This is a genomic window from Sanguibacter suarezii NBRC 16159 (assembly GCF_001552735.1).
Lineage (GTDB): Bacteria > Actinomycetota > Actinomycetes > Actinomycetales > Cellulomonadaceae > Sanguibacter > Sanguibacter suarezii.
The window spans coordinates 455,842-474,964 of record NZ_BCRT01000021.1; the positions used below are offsets into that span (position 1 = coordinate 455,842).

Genomic DNA, 19,123 nt, shown 5'->3' on the forward strand with positions numbered 1-19,123 from the left:
GCGTGCACAACCCAGCACTCAGCGGGTTGTGGGGGGGTGGGATGGGGGGGGTTAGGGGCGGCCGGCGTAGGGCATGAGGGTGGCGTTCCAGCGCATGTGGGTGAGGCGGGAGGCGACGCCGGGCTGGGCGGCCTCGACGATCTGGCCGTTGCCGGCGTACATCGCCACGTGGAAGATCGTCGACGCGTCGCTGGGGTTGGTCGCCCAAAACACCAGGTCGCCGGGGCGCATGGAGTTGAGGTTGATCTTGAGGACCTGGGTGTACTGGTCGCGTGAGGTCCGGTTGATGGCCCGGCCGGCCGCGCTCCACGCACGGCTGGTGAACCCGGAGCAGTCATAGGCGTCCGGGCCGGTGGCTCCCCAGATGTAGGGCAGGCCCAGCTTCGTCTTGGCCCACTCGACGGCGGCCTGGCCCTGCGCGGCGGTGCCACGCGAGCTTCCGGTGCCCAGCCCGCCCCCGCTCGACGGAGGGGGTGTGACCACCGGTGGCGTCACCGGAGGGGTCACCACCGGCGGGGCGACCGGCGGGGCCACGGGCGGTGTGCTCGGCTGCGACGCCGGCGTGTCCACCGGAGTGGTGGGGGCCGGCGCGGGTGCCGTGGTGGGCGCGGGCGCGGGTGCCGTGGTCGGCGAGGTCGTCGGGGTGGTCGTCCCCGGGCGGGCCGGCTGGGCCGGGGCGGCGGGACCACTGACCGCCGGCGCCTGGGCCTGGGCCTGGGCCTGCGCGGCAGCCAGCGCACGCTCGCGAGCGAGCCGCTCAACCTCGGCGTCGCGCTCGGCCTGCAGCTCGGCCTGCCGGGCCTGCTCGACGGCGATGCTCGTGCTGCGCGCCGTGGCGAGGCGCACCAGCAGCGCGTCCCGGTTGACGTTCGCGGTCGCTACGGCCTGCTCGGCCGCGGCCTGGGCCTCCTGCGTCTGGGCGAGCGCCTCGTCGGCGGCCTCCTTCTTCGCCTGGCGGTCCGCCACCGCGGCGGCGGCGACACCCTCCAGGGTGGAGGAGACGACGGCGTCGGCCTGGAACTGCTGGGCCGCCTTGTCCGCCTTGGAGCCGACGAGCGCCATCGCGTTGGCGGTGCTGACCGCATCGCTCACGCCGTCGGCGGAGAGGTACATGCCCAGCTGCTCGAGGCCGCCACCGTTGCGGGAGGTGTCCCGCGCGAGGCCCACGAGCAGCTTGCGAGACTCTTCGGCGCGCAGCTTCGCGGTGTCGCTGCGGGCCTGGGCGTCGGCGGCGGCCACGGTCGCGGCGTCGAAGTCGACGACTGCCTGGTTGTACGCCTCCCCGGCCGCGGCGGCGGCGGTGAAGGCCGCCTCCTGGTTCGCAGTGAGCGAGGCCATCTCCACGTCCATCGCGGCGACGGAGGCGGCGGCGTCGATCACGGACTGCCGTGCGGCGTCGACGTCGTCCTGGGAGGGGGGCGTGGGCTCGGCTGAGGCAGGGAGCGCGGTGCCCGCGGCGAGCAGAGCGGTGATCGTCAGGATCACCAGCACCCTGGGGCGGCCAGCGTCGCGGGACGCTCGCAGGGGCAACGCCATCGGGGTGGTCCTCTCGCTGCTGGACGCAGCCGGTCCTGACCAGCCGCGATGAGTCTTCCCCGAGACTACCCAGGTGTGGGCCCGGTGTGAACTCCTGCCACACCTCTCACAGCAGTCTCACCCGCACCAGTTGTCACAGGGAAGAGGTCGACGCGGCCACCTCGGGGCCCTCCAGGCCGAGAATCCCGCATATTGGAACAGAACTGCCCTTCGACCATCCACGCAGTGAGATTTTCCGGCTCCAGGGCTGTCGCGGGGCGTCAAGCGTGCCTACGCTCTCACCATGACGAAGCGAATGTGCAGCTGACCAGCCCCCTCGGCCACCACCGCACCACCCTTCGTCGTACCCGCTCCACCAGCAGCCAGCACCCGACGGAACGACCCGTCGGCACCGCTCCCCGCCTCGACCGAGCCGGGACGAGCACCAGCCGCTGGCCCGGGGCACACGACTCGGCACGTGCATCCCCACCCACCATCCCCAGGAGCATCCGATGAGCAGCCCCCACTGGTCCTTCGAGACCCGTCAGATCCACGCCGGCCAGACGCCCGACCCCACGACCGGTGCCCGCGCGCTGCCGATCTACCAGACCACCTCCTTCGTGTTCCCCGACGCTGGCGTCGCCGCTGACCGCTTCGCCCTCAAGGACCTCGGACCGATCTACACCCGCATCGGCAACCCGACCCAGGAGGTCGTGGAGAACCGCATCGCGAGCCTCGAGGGCGGCGTCGGCGCCCTGCTGCTCGCCTCCGGCCAAGCCGCGACCACCTTCGCGATCCTCAACCTCGCCGAGGCCGGCGACCACATCGTGGCCAGCCCGTCCCTCTACGGCGGCACGTACAACCTGCTCCAGTACTCCCTGGCCAAGCTCGGGGTGGAGACCACCTGGGTCACCGACCCGCACGACCCGCAGGCCTGGCGGGACGCGGCCCGTCCGAACACCAAGCTCTTCTTCGCCGAGACGATCCCCAACCCCAAGGCCGACATCCTCGACATCGAGGCCGTGGCTGCCGCCGCGCACGAGGTGGGCGTCCCGCTCGTCGTCGACAACACCGTCGCCACGCCCTACCTGCTGCGTCCGATCGAGTTCGGTGCGGACATCGTCATCCACTCCGCGACCAAGTACCTCGGCGGGCATGGCTCGGCCATCGGCGGCGTGATCGTCGACTCGGGCAACTTCGACTTCTCCGCCGACCCCGAGCGGTTCGCCAACTTCAACACCCCCGACCCCAGCTACAACGGCATCGTCTACGCCCGCGACCTCGGGGTGAACGGGATCCTCGGCGCCAACCTCGCCTACATCCTCAAGGCCCGCGTGCAGCTGCTGCGCGACCTCGGCTCAGCCATCTCCCCCTTCAACGCCTTCCTCATCGCCCAGGGCATCGAGACGCTCTCCCTCCGGGTGGAGCGTCACGTGGAGAACGCCAAGAAGGTCGCCGCCTGGCTCGACTCGCGTGACGACGTCGTGAGCGTCGGCTACGCCGGCCTGCCCTCGAGCCCGTGGTACGCCAACGCCCAGAAGTACACCCCGCGCGGACCCGGGGCGATCGTGACCTTCGAGGTCGCCGGCGGTGCCGCGGCGGGTCAGGCCTTCGTCTCGGCCCTGGAGCTGCACTCCAACGTCGCCAACATCGGCGACGTGCGCTCCCTGGTGATCCACCCCGCCTCGACCACGCACTCCCAGCTGTCCGAGTCCGAGCAGGCTCTCTCCGGCGTCACCCCCGGCCTGGTGCGTCTGAGCGTGGGCATCGAGCACATCGACGACATCCTCGCCGACCTCGAGAACGGCTTCATCGCGGCCAAGGCCGCCGACGCCGCCGGAGCATAGGGCGATGACGAGCGATCCGGCGTCGAGCCGCGGCATCCCCGAGTCGGTGCCTGCGCACTGGACCCTGGGGATGGACACCCCCGCGCCCGGCGCCGGATCGTCCGTACATTGGGCGGCGATGAGCCACGACTCCCAGGGCTCGGGGCCCTCGTCCCGGCCGAACCTGCAGTGGACCCGCACCGGCGGTCCCTCCCGCGCGCAGTCGCGCCGCCTGACCACGCCCTTCCCCGCGAGCGGCGCCTGGCGTGAGGGCGACCCCGTCGGGGGACGGCGCTTCGCCGACATCGGAGCCCTCGAGCTCGAGGCAGGCGGGCACATCCCCGCCGTCCGCATGGCCTATGAGACCTGGGGGACCCTCAACGAGGCAGGCGACAACGCCGTCCTCGTGCTGCACGCGCTCACCGGTGACAGCCACGTCACCGGTGCGGCCGGTGACGGCCACGCGACGGCCGGCTGGTGGTCCCAGATGGTCGGCCCGGGCGCCCCCATCGACACCGACCGCTACTTCGTCGTGGCCCCCAACGTCGTCGGCGGCTGCCAGGGGTCCACCGGCCCCTCGAGCCCGGCCCCCGACGGCCAGCCGTGGGGCAGCCACTTCCCGATCATCACCGTCCGCGACCAGGTCGCCGCAGAGATCGAGCTGACCCGTGCGATCGGCGTGCAGTCCTGGCAGTTCGTCGTCGGTGCGTCGATGGGCGGCCTGCGCGTGCTGGAGTGGGCGCTGCTCGGCCCCGAGGCCGGGATCGCCGTGCAGTCCATCGGCGTGATCGCCTCCGCGGCGCAGACCCCGGGCGACCAGATCGCCTGGGCGCACCCCCAGCTCACCGCCATCCACGCCGACCCCAAGTTCCGCGGCGGCGACTACTACGACGCCGCCCCCGGCGACGGCCCGCACCTCGGCCTGGGCATCGCCCGGTCGATCGCGCACACCACCTACCGCAGCGCCCACGAGTTCGACGAGCGCTTCGGACGGATCTCCCAGGGCGGGGAGGACCCGATGCGCGGCGGACGGTTCGCCGTGCAGTCCTACCTCGACCACCACGCGAGCAAGCTCGCCAAGCGCTTCGACGCCAACAGCTACGTGGTGCTCACCGAGTCGATGCTCACCCATGACCTGGGCCGCGACCGCGGCGGGGTGAACACCGCGCTGGCCTCGATCACCGCGCGCACCCTCGTGGTCGCCGTGGACTCCGACCGGTTGTTCCTGCCGGCCGAGTCCGAGCGCATCGCCCGGTACGTACCCGACGCCCAGGCACGGCTGCTGCACTCGGAGTTCGGCCATGACGGCTTCCTCATCGAGTTCGACCAGCTGGGCCCGATCGTGGCGTCCTTCCTCGCCGGGGCGGACCGCTCTGCCTGAGCCGGCTGTTTGACCTCGAGCGCACTCGACATGTTTGAGTGAGCGCCATGACCTCAGCACACACAGACCAGCTCCAGGTCGCCCTCGGGGCGATGACCTTCGGCACGCGTCAGGACGAGGCGACCTCCTTCGCCCTGCTGGACCAGTTCGTCGACGCCGGCGGGTCCTGGATCGACACCGCGAACTGCTACGCCTTCTGGGAGTCCCCGGACGGACGCGGCGGCGCCAGCGAGACCATGCTCGGACGGTGGTTCGCGGCCCGCCCCGGCGCCCGCGACCGCGTGCAGATCTCCACCAAGGTCGGCTGCGAGCCGGCCGGCCCGGGCACCTACCCCGAGGCGACCGAGGGCTTGGCGGCAGCCACCGTCGAGCGCGCGCTGGAGGAGTCGCTGACCCGCCTGGGCACCGACCATGTTGAGCTCTACTGGGCTCACCGCGACGACCGCGGCACGCCGCTGGAGGAGACCGTCGGCGCCTTCGCGGCGCAGGTCGACGCCGGGAGGGTGGGCCGGGTGGGGCTGTCCAACTACGCGCTGTGGCGGGTCGAGCGGGCCCGCGGGATCGCCGCCCAGCACGGCTGGGTGACGCCGTCCGCCCTGCAGCTGCGCCACTCCTACCTGCAGCCGCGCCCGCTGGTGCGCGACGCCGTCCACGACCACCGCTTCGGGTGGGTCACCGACGAGGTGCTCGACTACGCCACCACCGAGCCCGGCTGGGAGCTGTGGGCCTACAGCCCGCTGCTCAGCGGCGCCTACGACCGTGACGACCGTCCCCTCCCCCAGGCCTACGACCACCCGGGCACGACGCGCCGCCTCGCCGCGCTGACCACGCTGGCCGGCGACCTGGGCGTGAGCCGGTCCGCGGTGGTCGTCGCGTGGATGCTCGCCTCCACCCCGCCGGTCCGTCCCATCCTCGGGGTGAGCACCCCGGCCCAGCTGGCCGACGCCGTCGCCGGGGCGCGGTTGCGTCTGACCCCCGCGCAGGTCGCAGCGCTCGACGAGCCGTGGTGACCGGGCAGGACAGCTAGGCCGCGAGGCTAGGCCGGCTGAGCAGGCGGAACAGGCTGCGTCCGTCGCCGGCCGGTCAGCCGGGCCACCAGCCACACCACGACCGCGGCGACGGCGAGGCCCGCACCGAGCACGTACCCGGCCCGCAGCGCAACGAGGGCAGACTCGCCGAGAGTGTCCGCGAGCGCGACGGTCACCTCGGTGCGAAGCCGTGACCCGGACAGCGACTCGACGTACCAGGAGCGCCCGACCACGACGGCGAGGCTCACCAGCGCCGTGGCGGCCACGATGAGCCCGGCCGCCCAGGCGAGCGCCGCCGCCCGCCGCCGGGCCAGCGCGACCGCGGCGACCAGCATGAGTGCGGCCACCCACGGCAACCAGTCCGCCACGGTGTCCAGGGTGGAGTAGGCGCTACGGGCGGTGACGAGGTCCTCGCTGGAGACCAGCGGGACGCTCGCGTCGATCTGCGGGAGGGAGTCGGCGAGCGTGATGCCTCGTGCCAGGAGCTCCGCGCGAGCGAGCTCGACCACGGGGGCCAGGTCGAGGGTCACCTGGCCGTCGTCGGACAGGCCGAGCGCGCCGGCGTCGCCATCGGTGAGCAGGGCGAGGGCGGTGGTGTGCGCCCGGCGGTTGGCCTCGCTCCAGGCGGTCGCGAAGGCGTCGCTGTCCACGACCCGGGTGAGGACCTCGCGCACGAGGGACTCCATCGCCAGGCGCAGCGGAGCGCCGGCGTCGACCTGGTCGAGGGTGGCGGTGGTGAGGTGGTCCACCAGCGCCTCACGCACGTCGTCGTCGGCTGCCAGGGTGTCCGCGACGGCGACGTAGCCGTCGGTGCTGCTGATCGTCTCGCGCGCCCAGAGCGCCGTGAGCGCCAGCGGCGTGAGCAGGGAGCCGACGAGCAGGAGTGCGACCACCGCCGCGCGGTGTCCGCGCTGGTGGTGTGCGTGAACCATAGGAGGAACAGTACGTCCCGAAGGGGTGACGCCGCCCTCTGTGTGCGGCAGGATGAAGTCATGACGGCCGACCTCCCCCAGATCACCTCAGCCCTGCACACCCAGTGGTCCCGGCTGCAGTCGTGGGTGGGGCCGCTCGGGGACAACCTGCTCGGTCAGCGCACCAAGCCCTCGGTCCTGGACGGCTGGACGATCGGCGAGCTCGTGGCTCACCTGGGACGCGCCATGGACGCCCTCGCGGTGTGCACGCCGGCGGAGCCGGGCACCCGGCCGATCGAGCTCGCGGAGTACGTGGGGTCCTACCCCGAGCGCGCCGACGACATCACCCGGGTGACCCGGGAGCTGGCCGAGGAGATCTCCGACTCTCCGCTGGAGTCCGTCGACGCGCTGGCCCGCGCCGCCCTGGCCCGCCTCGACGAGCTGAGCCTGGACGACGTGGTCGTGGTGCAGGCCCGACGCGGGGCGATCACGCTGCGCGACATGGCCATGTCACGCCTCATCGAGCTCGTGGTGCACGCCGAGGACCTCGTCGCCTCGCTCAAGGGCGTGGTGGACTCCGCCGGCCCGGCGAACCCGATCGACCGCGAGGCGCAGCGGATGGTCGCCGAGGAGCTGCTGGACATCGTGGTGACCCGCGGCGGGTGGGACCTGGAGGTCGTCGACCCGGGGCTGTGGATCCGGCTGGCCACCGGGCGGGCCCGGTACAACGTGGACGACCTGGCGCGGGCGCTGACCACGGACTACACCGCCGGTGGGGTCCCCGACCTGGGGCGGATGCTGCCGATCCTGTGAGACCGGGCGGTCGCGCCCGGTGGCACGGCCACCACATCCGCAGCCACAGCCACCACAGTCACGCGGGCAGGACACCCCGGGCGGTGCAGACCGAGTAGCCCTTGGGCTCGAGCCAGGGCTCGGTGCTCGCACCGAACCAGTCCTCCACCCGGTTGGTCACCCGGTCCACGAGCAGCTGACGCGTGGCCGGGTTCTCGTCAGCCCCGTAGAGCGTGAACAACGACGTCGCGTAGCGCACCAGCGGACCCGGCTCGGTGAAGACCAGCTCGTTGTCGTGGCGCACCACGTCCACCGAGGCGAAGGACCGCCCCACGAGCTCGGCGACGGTGGCCGTGGTGACCCAGTTGGTGTACTCCGGCACCGCCAGGCCCAGCGCGGCGAGCTCGGTCTCGATGACGTGACGGATCATCGGCACCGTGCGCGCGTGGTTGACGGTCGCCACGAACACCCCGTCATCGGTCAGCACCCGGGCGCACTCGGCGACGACCGCCTCGGGGCTGGAGCAGTGATAGAGCATGTGCCGCGAGAGCGCGACGTCCACGGAGCCGTCCGGGAGCGGGATGTCGTCGGCGGAGGCGTGGATCGCCTCCACCCCGGGGACCTGGCGCGCGGCGAGGTAGGCGGCGTGGGAGATGTCCAGGGCGATCACCCGACCGGTGTGCCCCTCCTCCACGAGCTGCTGGACGAAGGAGCCCGTCCCGGACCCGATGTCGAGGACGGTCTCGGCGCCCGTCAGCGTGAGCGCGTCACGGACAGCCGCCTCCACGTCGTCGTCACGGCGGCTGAAACGCCGGTGGGTGTCCGCCCGGACCTGGAGCGGGGTGAGGTTCGCGTACTCGGCGTCCGAGGCGCGGCGGACGCCGTCCCTGTCGATATCCATACGCGAACCTTCTCCCACGTGAGGGACCTTCGCCACCGGACATACGGGGCCCCGGAGCGGTAGGTTGGCAGGATGCTCGCAGCCTATGTCTCCCGGTTCATGCCCACGTCACCCGCCGACGGGCTGTCCGTCGGAGACCGTCCCGCGCCGGCTCCTCGGGAGGGCTGGACCACCGTGACGGTGCGCGCGGCGAGCCTCAACCATCACGACCTGTGGTCCCTGCGCGGGATCGGGCTGCGCAGCGAGCAGCTCCCGATGATCCTGGGCACCGACGCCGCCGGGGTGACCGACGACGGCCAGGAGGTCGTCGTGCACGCGGTGATCGGCGCGGACGGGCACGGCGTCGGGCCGGAGGAGACGCGGACGCTGCTGTCGGAGAAGTACGACGGCACGCTGGCCGAGCAGGTGGCCGTGCCCACCCACAACCTCGTGCCCAAGCCCCCGGAGCTGAGCTTTGTCGAGGCGGCCTGCGTGCCGACCGCGTGGCTGACCGCCTACCGGATGCTGTTCCGCACCGCCGCCCTCAAGCCGGGGCAGTCCGTGCTGGTCCAGGGCGCCGGCGGCGGGCTGGCCTCGGCCGCGATCACGCTGGCCGCAGCGGCTGGCATCGAGGTGTTCGTCACCTCCCGCAGCGGCGCCAAGCGCACCGCCGCCCTCGGCCTCGGCGCGAGCCGCGCCGTCGAGCCCGGCGGCCGGCTGCCGCACCGGGTCGACGCGGTCATCGAGAGCGTCGGCGCGGCCACCTGGTCCCACTCGGTCCGCTCCGTGCGGCCCGGGGGCATCATCGCCGTCGCCGGCGCGACGTCAGGGGATCCCACCGCGGCCGAGCTCACCCGGATCTTCTTCAACGAGATCACCGTGGCCGGCACGACGATGGGCACCCGCGAGGAGCTGACCGACCTCCTGGCCTTCATGGTCCGCGCGGACCTGCGCCCGCGCATCGACACGGTGATGCACCTCTCCCAGGCGCGCGAGGCGATGGTCCGCCTGGCCGAGGGCGAGCACGTCGGGAAGATCGTGCTCACGCCGTGACCGACCGCGTCCCGCTGCCGCGCTTCTTGTCCGGGTCGGTGCCCGGGCCGGCGCCGCGCTCGGCGCACCACCCGGCGCGCGGGGAGGTGCCCGACGGCGTGGTGCCCGCTCTGGACGCCCAGCTGTCCGAGGTCATCGCGGAGGAGCTGGACGCACGCACCCGGGTGGTCAGCGCCCGCAGCGCGGACGCCGCGTGGGCGCCGGACGCGCTCGGACCCGGTTTCGAGGTGCGCACGCTGCCCCTGGCTCCCGACGACGAGGGGGACGTCGTCGCCTCCCTCGTGCGGCTGCGCACGTCGGCGTCCATGCGCTCGGCGCGGGCTGTGCTGTACGTGCACGGCTGGAGCGACTACTTCTTCCAGACCGAGACCGCGCACTTCTGGGACCGGCTGGGGGTCGCCTTCTACGCCCTCGACCTGCGCAAGTACGGTCGCAGCCTGCGGCCTGGGCAGACGCCGGGGTACACCGACGACCTCACCGTCTACGACGAAGAGCTCGAGGCGGCCCTCACCGCGATCCGCGCCGACCTGGGGCACAACACCTCGATCATGCTGCACGGCCACTCCACCGGCGGGCTCACCGCCGTGCTGTGGGCCAACCGCAACCCCGGGGAGACCGCCGGCCTGGTGCTCAACAGCCCATGGCTGGAGCTGCAGGGCTCGGCGGTGCTGCGCACCGTCTCCGCGCCGGCGATCAACCGCCTCGCGCGGTTCCAGCCCAAGACGCCGCTGCCCAACATCGACGCCGGCTTCTATGCCCGCACGGTCCGCAAGGCCGACGGCGGGGAGTGGGAGTTCAACGAGACGTGGCGCCCCACGCCGGCCTTCCCCGTCCGGGCGGGCTGGTTGCACGCGGTGATCAGGGGGCACTCCGAGGTGGCCCGCGGTCTGCACGTCACCCAGCCGGTCCTCATGCTCGCATCCTCCCGCACGCTCATGTCCGCGCGGTGGTCCGACGAGATGCGCGCGAGCGACATCGTGCTCGACGTCGAGCTGCTCGCCCGTCGCGCCATCCAGCTCGGTCCCACCGTCACGGTGTGCCGCATCGACGGCGGTCTGCACGACCTCGCTCTGTCGACCTCACCCGTGCGGGCGCAGTACTACGCGCAGATCGCCCGGTGGTCGTCCGCCTACGGGTGGGCGTCGAGCTGACCGCGCCGGGCGAAGCAGGCCAGGACAGCTAGGCGCGCAGCTCGGCGAGGGTGGCCCCGTGGTCTCCGGCCCGCCAGACGCGCCACCCGTCGGAGGCAGTGCCCCCGGACACGGCGCTGGCCGCCCACGTCGGATCGGCGTACCGCACACCTGCGTCAGTGTGCAGGGAGCCGTCCGGGTGGAGCACCACCTCGAAGCGCTCCCCGCGCCGGTGGCGCAACCACACCAGGGCCAGCGGTTCCGCCAGCTCCCTGGCCAGCGCGGCGAGCTGGGAGTCGACCGGTCCGACGACCGCGCCGGGGTCGCGCGGCGGGGCGAGAAGGTCCAGGGCCGGGGACACCTCCTGGTCGTCGGCGGGTGGGGGCAGGTCGGAGGGGCGCGCCGGGAGGGCGGGCAGGCCGTGCGGGAGGTCGAGGAAGACCGGGACGTAGGCGGGGGCCTCGTCGTCAGGGTCCGGTGACACCGGCACCGGGGCGGTCGCTCCTGCCGGTGGTGCCACCGTGCCGAAGGCCGACCGCAGCTCCCCGGGACCCTGCGCCGCCGCGGGAGGGACGACCGGCAGCGCCCCGGTGAGCGCGTGCTCGACGGCGCGCCGGGCGGCCACGACCCGCGCGGGGACGGCCGCCGCGGTCACGGAGGTCGCTGCACCGTGTGCCAGCGGCGACACGTCGACAAGGTGCTGCCCGTCCTGGCCGGCGACCAGACCGACGTGCAGCAGCTCCACGCGCGCGGCCCCTGAGCGCAGGAACTCCACGCTCGGCAGCAGCGCGGCCTCGACCTCCGCGCACACGATGACCAGGCGGACCGTGCCGAGCGCCGAGCTCGGTGCCTGGTGGCGGGCCGCCGGGGCGGCGTCGACGAGCTCCCGGAGGGCGGCGTGGAAGCGGTCCGGGCCGCCGGGGTGCAGGGCCGCCAGGTCCCCGCGGGTCAGGCGCGCTGCCTGGCCTGCGGCGTCGAGCGCCTCGAGCAGGTCCGAGGCGGTGAGCCGCGCCACGATCTGCACGACGACGGGGGAACCGGAGGAGTCCAGGGCCAGGAGGTCCGCTGCCGCGCGGGGCTTCTCGGCGACCGTGACCACCGGCTCCCCGAGGAGGACGGACAGGTGCTCGCTGACCACCGCACGGGCGGCGGCGGAGAAGGCTGCGTCGTCGGGCTGGGTGGTCGCCACGGGGAGGGCGCGCCTGGCTCCCCGGATGTCGAACAACGGCATGGGGAAATCGTAGACTAGCCGTCAACCGGCACTATACAGTCCAAAGCCCCACAGAACCGGCGAGTGCGATGCGCTCGTGGCCGCTAGCATTCCTCCATGGGAATCACGCTGCTGTTCATGAAGGTCGAAGACGGCGACAAGGTGGACGCGGACAAGGCCGCGGTCGCACGCCTGCTCGAGCAGCGCGGGCTGCGCGTCGTCGAGGGGCCGGACGGCGGCCAGATCGTCACCCATGACGGCCAGCCGCTGACCTTCGACGGCAGCCCCTCGGACATGTTCCTCGGACACCTCGACGACCCCGAACCGTTGATCGGTGCCATCTCCCACGCCACGCTCACTGCACAGGAGTGCGAGTTCGTCTACGACCTGTGCGTCGCCGCCGGCTTCCTCATCGTCCACGTCCCGGGCGGTCCCCTGTACGTCGTGCCGGAGCGCAATCACGCGCCCGAGGACGTTCCCGACCTCGACGACACCGCCTGGGTCACCAGCAGCGCCGAGCTCGCCCACGTGCTCTCGGGTGAGGACCGGTCTGCCGAGCCCGCCCTGTGACGGGATCAGCTGCTGAGCGCTGAGCGCTGAGGCATGGCCTCAGCCTTCGGCGAGGCGGGCCTCCACGCGCTCCACCTTGCCGGTGAGCTCACCGGTGTGACCGGGGCGGATGTCCGCCTTGAGCACGAGGGACACCCGGTGCCCACCGGCACCCACGGCCTCGGTGGCGCGCTTGATGACGTCCATGCACTCGTCCCACTCACCCTCGATGGTGGTGAACATGGCGTCGGTGCGGTTGGGCAGGCCGGACTCGCGGACGATCCGGACGGCGTCGGCGACGGCGTCGGTCACGGACTCACCAGAACCGAGCGGGGCAACTGAGAAGGCGAAGAGCATGCCCCCCAACCTGTCACCTCCGGGCGACGAAGTCGAGCGTGACGTGCGTCGCACAGGGCCCTGATCGGGACCTTCCGCCTGGCCTGGCGTCACGGTCGACACCTAGGCTCCCGACTGCGCTGTGTCCGCTGCCCGCACCCGGGCACGCCTGAGGCGCCCCCACCCGAAAGGTCCGTCGTGACTCCTTCTGCTGCACCCGCCGTCCCCGCTGCGCCTGTCGCCACCGCTGACCCGGTTGCGTCCGCACCGGCCTCCTCCCTCGCGTCAGGGCTGGTGGCGACCGCCCACCGGGCCGTGGCCGACCCGGGCCCGCTCGGCCTCGGGGCGTTCGCGCTGACCACCTTCATCCTGTCGGTGTTCAACGCCGGGATCCTCGACTCGGCCCTCGAGCCGGTCGTGCTGCCGGTCGCCCTGTTCTACGGGGGCCTCGTCCAGCTGCTCGCCGGGATGTGGGAGTTCGTCAAGAACAACACCTTCGGCGCGCTGGCCTTCTCCTCCTACGGCGCGTTCTGGATGTCCTTCGCCGCCTACGTGAAGTTCGTCGTCCCGGAGCTGCCCGCCGGGTCCGCGCACCAGGCCACCGGCCTGTTCCTGCTGGCCTGGACCATCTTCACGGTCTACATGACCGTCGTGACGCTGAAGATCTCGGTCGGCCTCATGTCGGTGTTCGTGCCGCTGGCGATCACCTTCGCCCTGCTCACCGTCGGGGCGTTCGCCCAGGCTCCCACGGTCACGAACATCGCCGGGATGGTGGGCCTGCTGACCGCGGCGACCGCCTGGTACAACTCCTTCGCCGGAGTCCTCAACACCACGTGGAAGCGCACCGTCCTGCCCCTCGGCCCCCGCGGCTGACCTCTCACCGAGACATCTCAGCCGCAGGGTCGAGGCAGCTCAGCTGTAGGACTGCAGGGCCCGGTCGATGGGGATCGGGCCCGTGTTGAACTCGATGAACCGGCCGATGGTGCCGGGCAGGTCCAGGACCGCGGCGGCCACCGCCGCGACGTCGTCGCGAGGCACGGTCGTGCCCTCCAGGTGCGCACCGATCTCGATCTCCCCGGTCCCCGGGTCGTCGGTCAGCGCGCTCGGGCCCAGGATGGTCCAGTCCAGCGACGAGGACCGCAGGTACTCGTCCGCGGCGGCCTTGGCCTCGGCGTAGGCGAAGAAGCTGTCCTCGGGCGGCACACCGTGCTGGAGCCGGGCTCCCTTGTAGGACACCATGACGTAGCGCTTGACTTGAGCGGCCTGCGCGGCGTCGATCGAGCGGATGGCTGCGTCCCGGTCCACGGCGTAGGTGCGTTCGGGCGAGCCGCCGCCCGCCCCGGCCGACCACACGACGGCGTCGTGCCCGGCGAGCGTCTTGGCGAGCGCGTCCGGGCCGAGCCGCTCGACGTCGGCGACGACGGGCGCGGCGCCGGTGTCGGCGACGTCCTTGCGCTGGTGCGCGCTACGGATGATCGAGGTGACGTCATGGCCGGACGTGGTCAGCAGACGTGCAAGACGCAGCGCCACCTTGCCATGCCCTCCGATGATCGCGATGCGTGACATGGTGGTCCCTTCAGATGGTCGATGAGACGCCACGGGGGCGCCGTCACCGGCAGGTCAGAGTCGGTCGGCCAACAGCTCCGCGAGTGCCTTGCCCTTCACCCCGGCGAGGTCGTCGGCCTGGGTGCGGCAGGAGAAACCGTCCGCGAGGAAGATGTCGCCGTGCTCAGCCTGCCGCAACGCAGGCAGGAGCGCATTTTCAGCGACTGCGACGGAGACGTCGTAGTGCCCCTTCTCCATGCCGAAGTTCCCGGCGAGCCCGCAGCACCCGGCCAGCGTGGTGATGGTGGCACCGGCGCCGCGCAGCAGCGCCTCGTCGGTCCCGTAGCCCATGACGGAGTACTGGTGGCAGTGCGGCTGGGCGACGGCGGTGACGTCGGACAGGTCAGGCATGACCCACCCGGAGTCTGGCCCGGGGGCGGTCTCGGGGTCGGTGAGGAGCTCGGCGAGGGTGTGGGTGGCGGCGGAGACCGCGTGGGCCCGCGGGTCGTCGGGGAAGAGGTCGACGAGGTCCGAGCGCAGCACCGCGGTGCACGACGGCTCCAGCCCCACGATCGGGATCCCGTTGACCGCGAAGGGCCCGAGGGTGTCCATGAGCGTGGACAGCTTCTTCTTGGCGCCGTCGAGCTGGCCCGTGCTGATCCAGGTGAGCCCGCAGCACGCCTCGTCGGTGGGGATGACCACGTCGTACCCCGCTGCGAGCAGCACCTTCACGGCGGCCTCGGGCACGGAGGGGGCGAGGGCGTCGCTGAAGGAGTCCGTCCACAGCACCACCTTCGGCTTGCGGGTGGCCGCGGACTGCCCCTCCGCAGACTGCCCGACGCCGGCCCGTGAGGTCGCGGCGAGGGCCGCTCCCTCGCGCTTCCACCACGTGCGGAAGGGCACGTCGGCGAAGGTCGGCATCGACCGCCGGGTGTCCATCCCGCCGAGGGTCAGCACGAGCTTGGAGAGCGGCTTGATTCTCAGCGCGAAGTTCACCAGCTTGGGCATCCGGCTGATGAGCCGGGTCCAGCGCGGCAGCCAGCCCAGGGCGTAGTGGTTCATCGGCCGCAGCCGGCCCTTGTAGGTGTTGTGCAGCACCTCGGACTTGAGCTGGGCCATGTCCACCCCGGCCGGGCAGTCGCTCGAGCAGGCCTTGCAGCTCAGGCACAGGTCGAGGGCGTCGTGCACCTCGGGCGAGCGCCAGCCGCCGGTGACCAGGGTCCCGTTGGCCATCTCCTGGAGCACCCGGGCGCGACCGCGCGTGGAGTCCTTCTCGTCCTTGGTTGCCAGGTAGGACGGGCACATGAAGCCGCCCGCCGCGGTCGAGTCGGCCCGGCACTTGCCCACGCCCACGCAGCGGTGGATCGCCTGGGTGAAGTCGCCGTGGTCGTGGGTGAAGCTGAAGCCGCTCTTCGCCAGGATCGGCTTGGCGTGCGGGCGGCGCAGGTCCGCGTCGATCGCGTTGGGGCGCACGAGCACGCCGGGGTTGAGCAGGTCGCGTGGGTCGAAGAGGGCCTTGAACTGCTCGAACATCGTGATCGCCTCGGGCGAGTACATGGCCGGCAGCAGCTCCGAGCGCGCGCGGCCGTCGCCGTGCTCCCCGGACAGAGACCCGCCGTACTTGCCCACCAGGGCGGCGGCCTGGGTCATGAAGGACCGCAGGATGTCCCCAGAGGTCTCCAGCGGGATGTCGATGCGCAGGTGCACGCAGCCGTCGCCGAAGTGCCCGTAGGGCAGGCCGTCCACGCCGAACTCCGCCATGAGCGCGTCGAGGTCGCGCAGGTACGCCCCGAGCTGGGCGGGCGGCACGGCCGAGTCCTCCCAGCCGGGCCACGCCTGGGCACCCGACGGCGTGCGCCCGGCCAGTCCGGCGCCGTCGGCCCGGATCTGCCACATGGCGGTGGCCTCGGGTCCGGCGGGCAAGATGCGCGTGGCGGTGGTGCCCGAGTCGCGCACGATCGCCTCGGCGTTGGCCAACGCCTCGGCGGCCGACGACCCGCCCACCTCGACCATGAGCCAGCCGCCGCCCGGCGGCAGGGCCGGGACGGTGCCCGCGCCCTTGGCGCGGCGCACGACGTCGACCAGGCGGGCGTCGAGGCCCTCGATCGCGAGCGGGGAGTGGGCGAGCAGGGCCGGGACGGCGTCGGCCGCGGCGGGCATGTCCGGGTAGCCGAGCACGACGAGGGTGGGCGCGCCGGCGATCGGCACGAGGCGGACAGTGGCCCCCAGCAGGGACATGACCGTGCCCTCGGTGCCCACGAGCGCGCGGGCGAGGTGGGTGCCGTTCTCGGGCAGCAGGTGCTCGAGGGAGTAGCCGGAGACCTGGCGGCCGAAGCGCCCCAGCTCGGTGCGCAGCAGCGCCAGGTTCGCGGTGACGAGCTCCCCCAGGCCGGGGACGCGGTCCACGCCCTGCCCGTCCGGGCCCGCGGTGAAGCGCCGGCCGAGGCCGTCGACGACGTCGAGGTCGACGACGTTGTCCGAGGTGCGCCCGTAGGCCACCGCGTGCGGGCCGCAGGCGTTGTTCCCGATCATCCCGCCGAGGGTCGCGCGGTTCTGGGTCGAGGGGTCCGGGCCGAAGCGCAGCCCGTGCGGGGCGGCGGCCTTCTGCAGGGAGGACATGATGACGCCGGGGTCGATCCGGGCCGTGCGGGCCTCGGGGTCGATCTCGTGGATGGTGTTGACGTGCCGGGAGAAGTCGATGACGACGCCGGGGCCGATCGAGTTCCCGGCGCAGGACGTGCCGGCGCCGCGGGCGGTGATCGCCACACCGGCCTCGCGGGTCACGGTGATCGCGGCGAGCGCGTCGTCGACGTCCTTGGGGATGACCACGACCTGCGGCACCACGCGGTAGTTGGAGGCGTCCGTGGTGTACTCGGCGCGACGCAGGGAGGAGTCGGAGACCTCTCCGTCGACGCTGGCCCGCAGCGCGGCCACGAGGGCTGCGCGGGCATCGGCGGCGGACCGGGCGGACTGGGGTGCGCCGGGACCGGTGATCTCAACATCTACTGGGCTTGCCACAGCGACATTCTCCCACCGACGCCGCGATGGTCGGCTGGGACTTCCAGGGATCGAAACGGCGGGGGGCGACGCACAGCGCTCTGGCACAGTACTCCCATGTCTGTCGAAGAGATCATCGGTTTTGCTACCGGAGCCCTGTGCGTGTGGCTGGCCGTGCGCCAGAACGTGTGGACCTTCCCCATCGGGATCGTCAACAACGTCGTCTACGCGGTGCTCTTCACCTCGACGGGTCTGTACGCCGGCGCCGCCCTGCAGGTCGTCTATCTGGGACTGGGCGCGCTCGGCTGGTTCTGGTGGCTGCGCGGCGGGGCCGGGGGTGGCAACCTCGGTGTGCGGAGCACGCCCCGCCTGGCCTGGGTCGGTGCCCTCGTCGCCGTCTGTGCGCTGACGCTCACGCTCGTCTGGGTGCTCAGCACCTGGACCGACTCGTCGGCGCCGGTGCTGGACTCGGTGACCACGTCGCTGAGCCTGGTCGCCCAGCTCATGCTGGGCCGCAAGTGGATCGGCAACTGGGTGGTGTGGATCATCGCCGACGTCGTCTATGTGGGGCTGTACCTGTCGATGGGGCTCTACCTCACGGCGGTCCTGTACACCGGCTTCATCGCGATGTGCGTGGTGGGCATCCGCGACTGGCGCCGCGAGCTGCGCGCCCGGGCCCAGGCCCAGGCCCAGGCGGACAGCACGCCCGACGACGGCCGCGAGGCGGTCGCCCCGGTCTGGCCCTCCGTGGGCACGACACCGTGACCACGACGGAGGCGGCCACGAGTCAGGCGGTCCCGAGTCAGGCTGCCCCGACTGCGGAGGCCGCGGCCGAGTCGACGACGTCCTTCGCGCACGGCCTGGTGATCGGGAAGTTCTACCCCGTGCACGTCGGTCACCTCAACCTCATCCGCAGCGCCTTGGCCCGCTGCGAGCGCGTGAGCGTCCAGGTGCTCTACTCCTCCCAGGAGTCCGTCGCCGCGGAGGTGCGCGCCCAGTGGCTGCGCGAGGAGGTCCCCGGCGCGCACATCATGACCGGCCTGGACGACGCCCGGATGGACTACACCAGCGCAGCAGTCTGGGACGAGCACGTCACCATCATGAAAGACCTGCTCGCAGGCGCCGGCCCGCTCCCCGCAGTGGACGCCGTCTTCACCTCCGACGCCTACGGCGCCGAGCTGGCCCGCCGCTTCGACGCGACCTGGGTGCAGGTGGACCCCGGTCGGGTGGTCGTCGCAGCCGCTGGCCGGGCCATCCGCACCGACCCCGGCGCCCACTGGTGGGCGCTGCCCGCCGGGGTGCGGTCCTGGTTCGCGCGGCGCGTCGTGGTGCTCGGGGCCGAGTCCACCGGGACCACGACCCTCGCCGAGGACCTCCAGCGCCACTACGGCCTGCCGCCGGTCCCCGAGTACGGACGCACCTGGTCCGAGATCCGCCCCGGCGGCCTGAGCGCACCGTGGCTCACGAGCGAGTTCGACCTCGTCGCCCGGGAGCAGGCCCGCCTCGAGGACGACGCCGCCCGGATCACGCCTCGCCCGCTCCTGGTCTGCGACACCGATCCCCTGGCGACGGTGCTCTGGCACGAGCGCTACGTGGGCTCGCACTCCCCCAGCGTCGCCGCCCTCGCCGCGACCCGGGTCCCCGACCTCTACCTCCTCACCGGAGACGAGATCCCCTTCGTCCAGGACGGCATGCGCGACGGCGAGCACATCCGCCACGCCATGCAGGACCGGTTCCGTCAGACGCTCGCCGCACAGCAGCCGGGCGGCGCGCCCTGGGTCGAGCTGCGTGGCTCGCGCGCCGACAGGCTCGCCCAGGCGATCGTCCTGATCGACGAGCTCGTCGCCTCCGCCCGCCCCATGGCCGATCCCCTGCCCGTCCACGGGGAGATCCCCGGGTAGCCTGATCCACCCCGCCTGAGCGTCTGGCGCTCGTGGCACACTCGACGTGTCACGCGCACAGACGTACCG

17 protein-coding genes are annotated in these 19,123 nt (G+C 72.6%); 10 read left to right on the top strand and 7 right to left on the bottom strand.

The window, feature by feature from the left end:
* Positions 1-51: 51 nt before the first annotated feature.
* The gene (locus tag SS2_RS18170; protein ID WP_066465665.1) at positions 52-1,536 is read right to left on the bottom strand and encodes a C40 family peptidase; all 1,485 of its coding nucleotides are present in this window, start codon (positions 1,534-1,536) and stop codon (positions 52-54) included.
* A 491-nt stretch (positions 1,537-2,027) separates the two neighbouring features.
* On the opposite strand from SS2_RS18170, the gene SS2_RS15480 reads away from it, so the two are divergent.
* The 3 genes from SS2_RS15480 to SS2_RS15490 are packed head-to-tail and all read left to right on the top strand — an operon-like array spanning position 2,028 to position 5,732.
* A complete protein-coding gene (locus tag SS2_RS15480) occupies positions 2,028-3,362 on the top strand; it encodes a bifunctional o-acetylhomoserine/o-acetylserine sulfhydrylase (RefSeq protein ID WP_066465667.1) in 1,335 nt (444 codons plus the stop codon).
* A gap of 4 nt (positions 3,363-3,366) precedes the next feature.
* Positions 3,367-4,722, top strand: coding sequence for a homoserine O-acetyltransferase MetX (metX, locus tag SS2_RS15485; protein ID WP_083942306.1), 1,356 nt, complete (start codon positions 3,367-3,369; stop codon positions 4,720-4,722).
* Positions 4,723-4,769: 47 nt separating this feature from the next.
* Entirely contained in the window at positions 4,770-5,732 is a 963-nt protein-coding gene (locus SS2_RS15490; protein ID WP_066465668.1) for an aldo/keto reductase, read from the top strand.
* Between the two features lie 26 nt (positions 5,733-5,758).
* Here the strand turns inward: SS2_RS15490 and SS2_RS15495 are convergent, their stop codons facing one another.
* Positions 5,759-6,682 carry a hypothetical protein gene (locus SS2_RS15495; protein WP_157607374.1) on the bottom strand — a complete coding sequence of 308 codons (924 nt, stop codon included), beginning with the start codon at positions 6,680-6,682 and terminating at the stop codon, positions 5,759-5,761.
* Positions 6,683-6,742: 60 nt separating this feature from the next.
* On the opposite strand from SS2_RS15495, the gene SS2_RS15500 reads away from it, so the two are divergent.
* On the top strand, positions 6,743-7,474 hold the full coding sequence (locus SS2_RS15500) for a maleylpyruvate isomerase N-terminal domain-containing protein (protein ID WP_066465672.1): 732 nt from the start codon (positions 6,743-6,745) through the stop codon (positions 7,472-7,474).
* A gap of 58 nt (positions 7,475-7,532) precedes the next feature.
* Here the strand turns inward: SS2_RS15500 and SS2_RS15505 are convergent, their stop codons facing one another.
* Positions 7,533-8,354 carry a class I SAM-dependent methyltransferase gene (locus SS2_RS15505; protein WP_066465674.1) on the bottom strand — a complete coding sequence of 274 codons (822 nt, stop codon included), beginning with the start codon at positions 8,352-8,354 and terminating at the stop codon, positions 7,533-7,535.
* A 72-nt stretch (positions 8,355-8,426) separates the two neighbouring features.
* On the opposite strand from SS2_RS15505, the gene SS2_RS15510 reads away from it, so the two are divergent.
* Positions 8,427-9,386 carry a zinc-binding dehydrogenase gene (locus tag SS2_RS15510; RefSeq protein ID WP_066465676.1) on the top strand — a complete coding sequence of 320 codons (960 nt, stop codon included), beginning with the start codon at positions 8,427-8,429 and terminating at the stop codon, positions 9,384-9,386.
* On the top strand, positions 9,383-10,537 hold the full coding sequence (locus SS2_RS15515; protein ID WP_439646326.1) for an alpha/beta hydrolase: 1,155 nt from the start codon (positions 9,383-9,385) through the stop codon (positions 10,535-10,537). Before SS2_RS15510 ends, SS2_RS15515 begins: the two co-directional genes overlap by 4 nt.
* Before the next feature lie 28 nt (positions 10,538-10,565).
* On the opposite strand, the gene SS2_RS15520 is transcribed toward SS2_RS15515, so the two are convergent.
* Complete coding sequence (locus SS2_RS15520) at positions 10,566-11,747, bottom strand: restriction system modified-DNA reader domain-containing protein (protein WP_066465677.1); 1,182 nt, start codon at positions 11,745-11,747, stop codon at positions 10,566-10,568.
* Between the two features lie 96 nt (positions 11,748-11,843).
* Between SS2_RS15520 and SS2_RS15525 the strand changes: the two genes are divergently transcribed.
* Entirely contained in the window at positions 11,844-12,296 is a 453-nt protein-coding gene (locus tag SS2_RS15525; RefSeq protein WP_066465678.1) for a hypothetical protein, read from the top strand.
* Positions 12,297-12,335: 39 nt separating this feature from the next.
* Here SS2_RS15525 and SS2_RS15530 read toward each other — a convergent pair whose 3' ends face one another.
* A complete protein-coding gene (locus SS2_RS15530) occupies positions 12,336-12,632 on the bottom strand; it encodes an MTH1187 family thiamine-binding protein (RefSeq protein ID WP_066465679.1) in 297 nt (98 codons plus the stop codon).
* 177 nt (positions 12,633-12,809) lie between these two features.
* Between SS2_RS15530 and SS2_RS15535 the strand changes: the two genes are divergently transcribed.
* A complete protein-coding gene (locus SS2_RS15535) occupies positions 12,810-13,484 on the top strand; it encodes an acetate uptake transporter (protein ID WP_245643634.1) in 675 nt (224 codons plus the stop codon).
* A 39-nt stretch (positions 13,485-13,523) separates the two neighbouring features.
* On the opposite strand, the gene SS2_RS15540 is transcribed toward SS2_RS15535, so the two are convergent.
* The gene (locus SS2_RS15540) at positions 13,524-14,177 is read right to left on the bottom strand and encodes an NAD(P)H-binding protein (RefSeq protein ID WP_066465681.1); all 654 of its coding nucleotides are present in this window, start codon (positions 14,175-14,177) and stop codon (positions 13,524-13,526) included.
* A gap of 54 nt (positions 14,178-14,231) precedes the next feature.
* Positions 14,232-17,174 (bottom strand): FAD-binding and (Fe-S)-binding domain-containing protein, encoded by a 2,943-nt coding sequence (locus tag SS2_RS15545; RefSeq protein WP_083942307.1) that lies wholly within the window; start codon positions 17,172-17,174, stop codon positions 14,232-14,234.
* Positions 17,175-17,270: 96 nt separating this feature from the next.
* On the opposite strand from SS2_RS15545, the gene pnuC reads away from it, so the two are divergent.
* Both pnuC and SS2_RS15555 read left to right on the top strand, forming a co-directional pair.
* Entirely contained in the window at positions 17,271-17,918 is a 648-nt protein-coding gene (gene pnuC / locus SS2_RS15550; RefSeq protein WP_066465683.1) for a nicotinamide riboside transporter PnuC, read from the top strand.
* The gene (locus SS2_RS15555) at positions 17,915-19,054 is read left to right on the top strand and encodes an AAA family ATPase (protein WP_217995613.1); all 1,140 of its coding nucleotides are present in this window, start codon (positions 17,915-17,917) and stop codon (positions 19,052-19,054) included. Before pnuC ends, SS2_RS15555 begins: the two co-directional genes overlap by 4 nt.
* Positions 19,055-19,123: the final 69 nt, after the last annotated feature.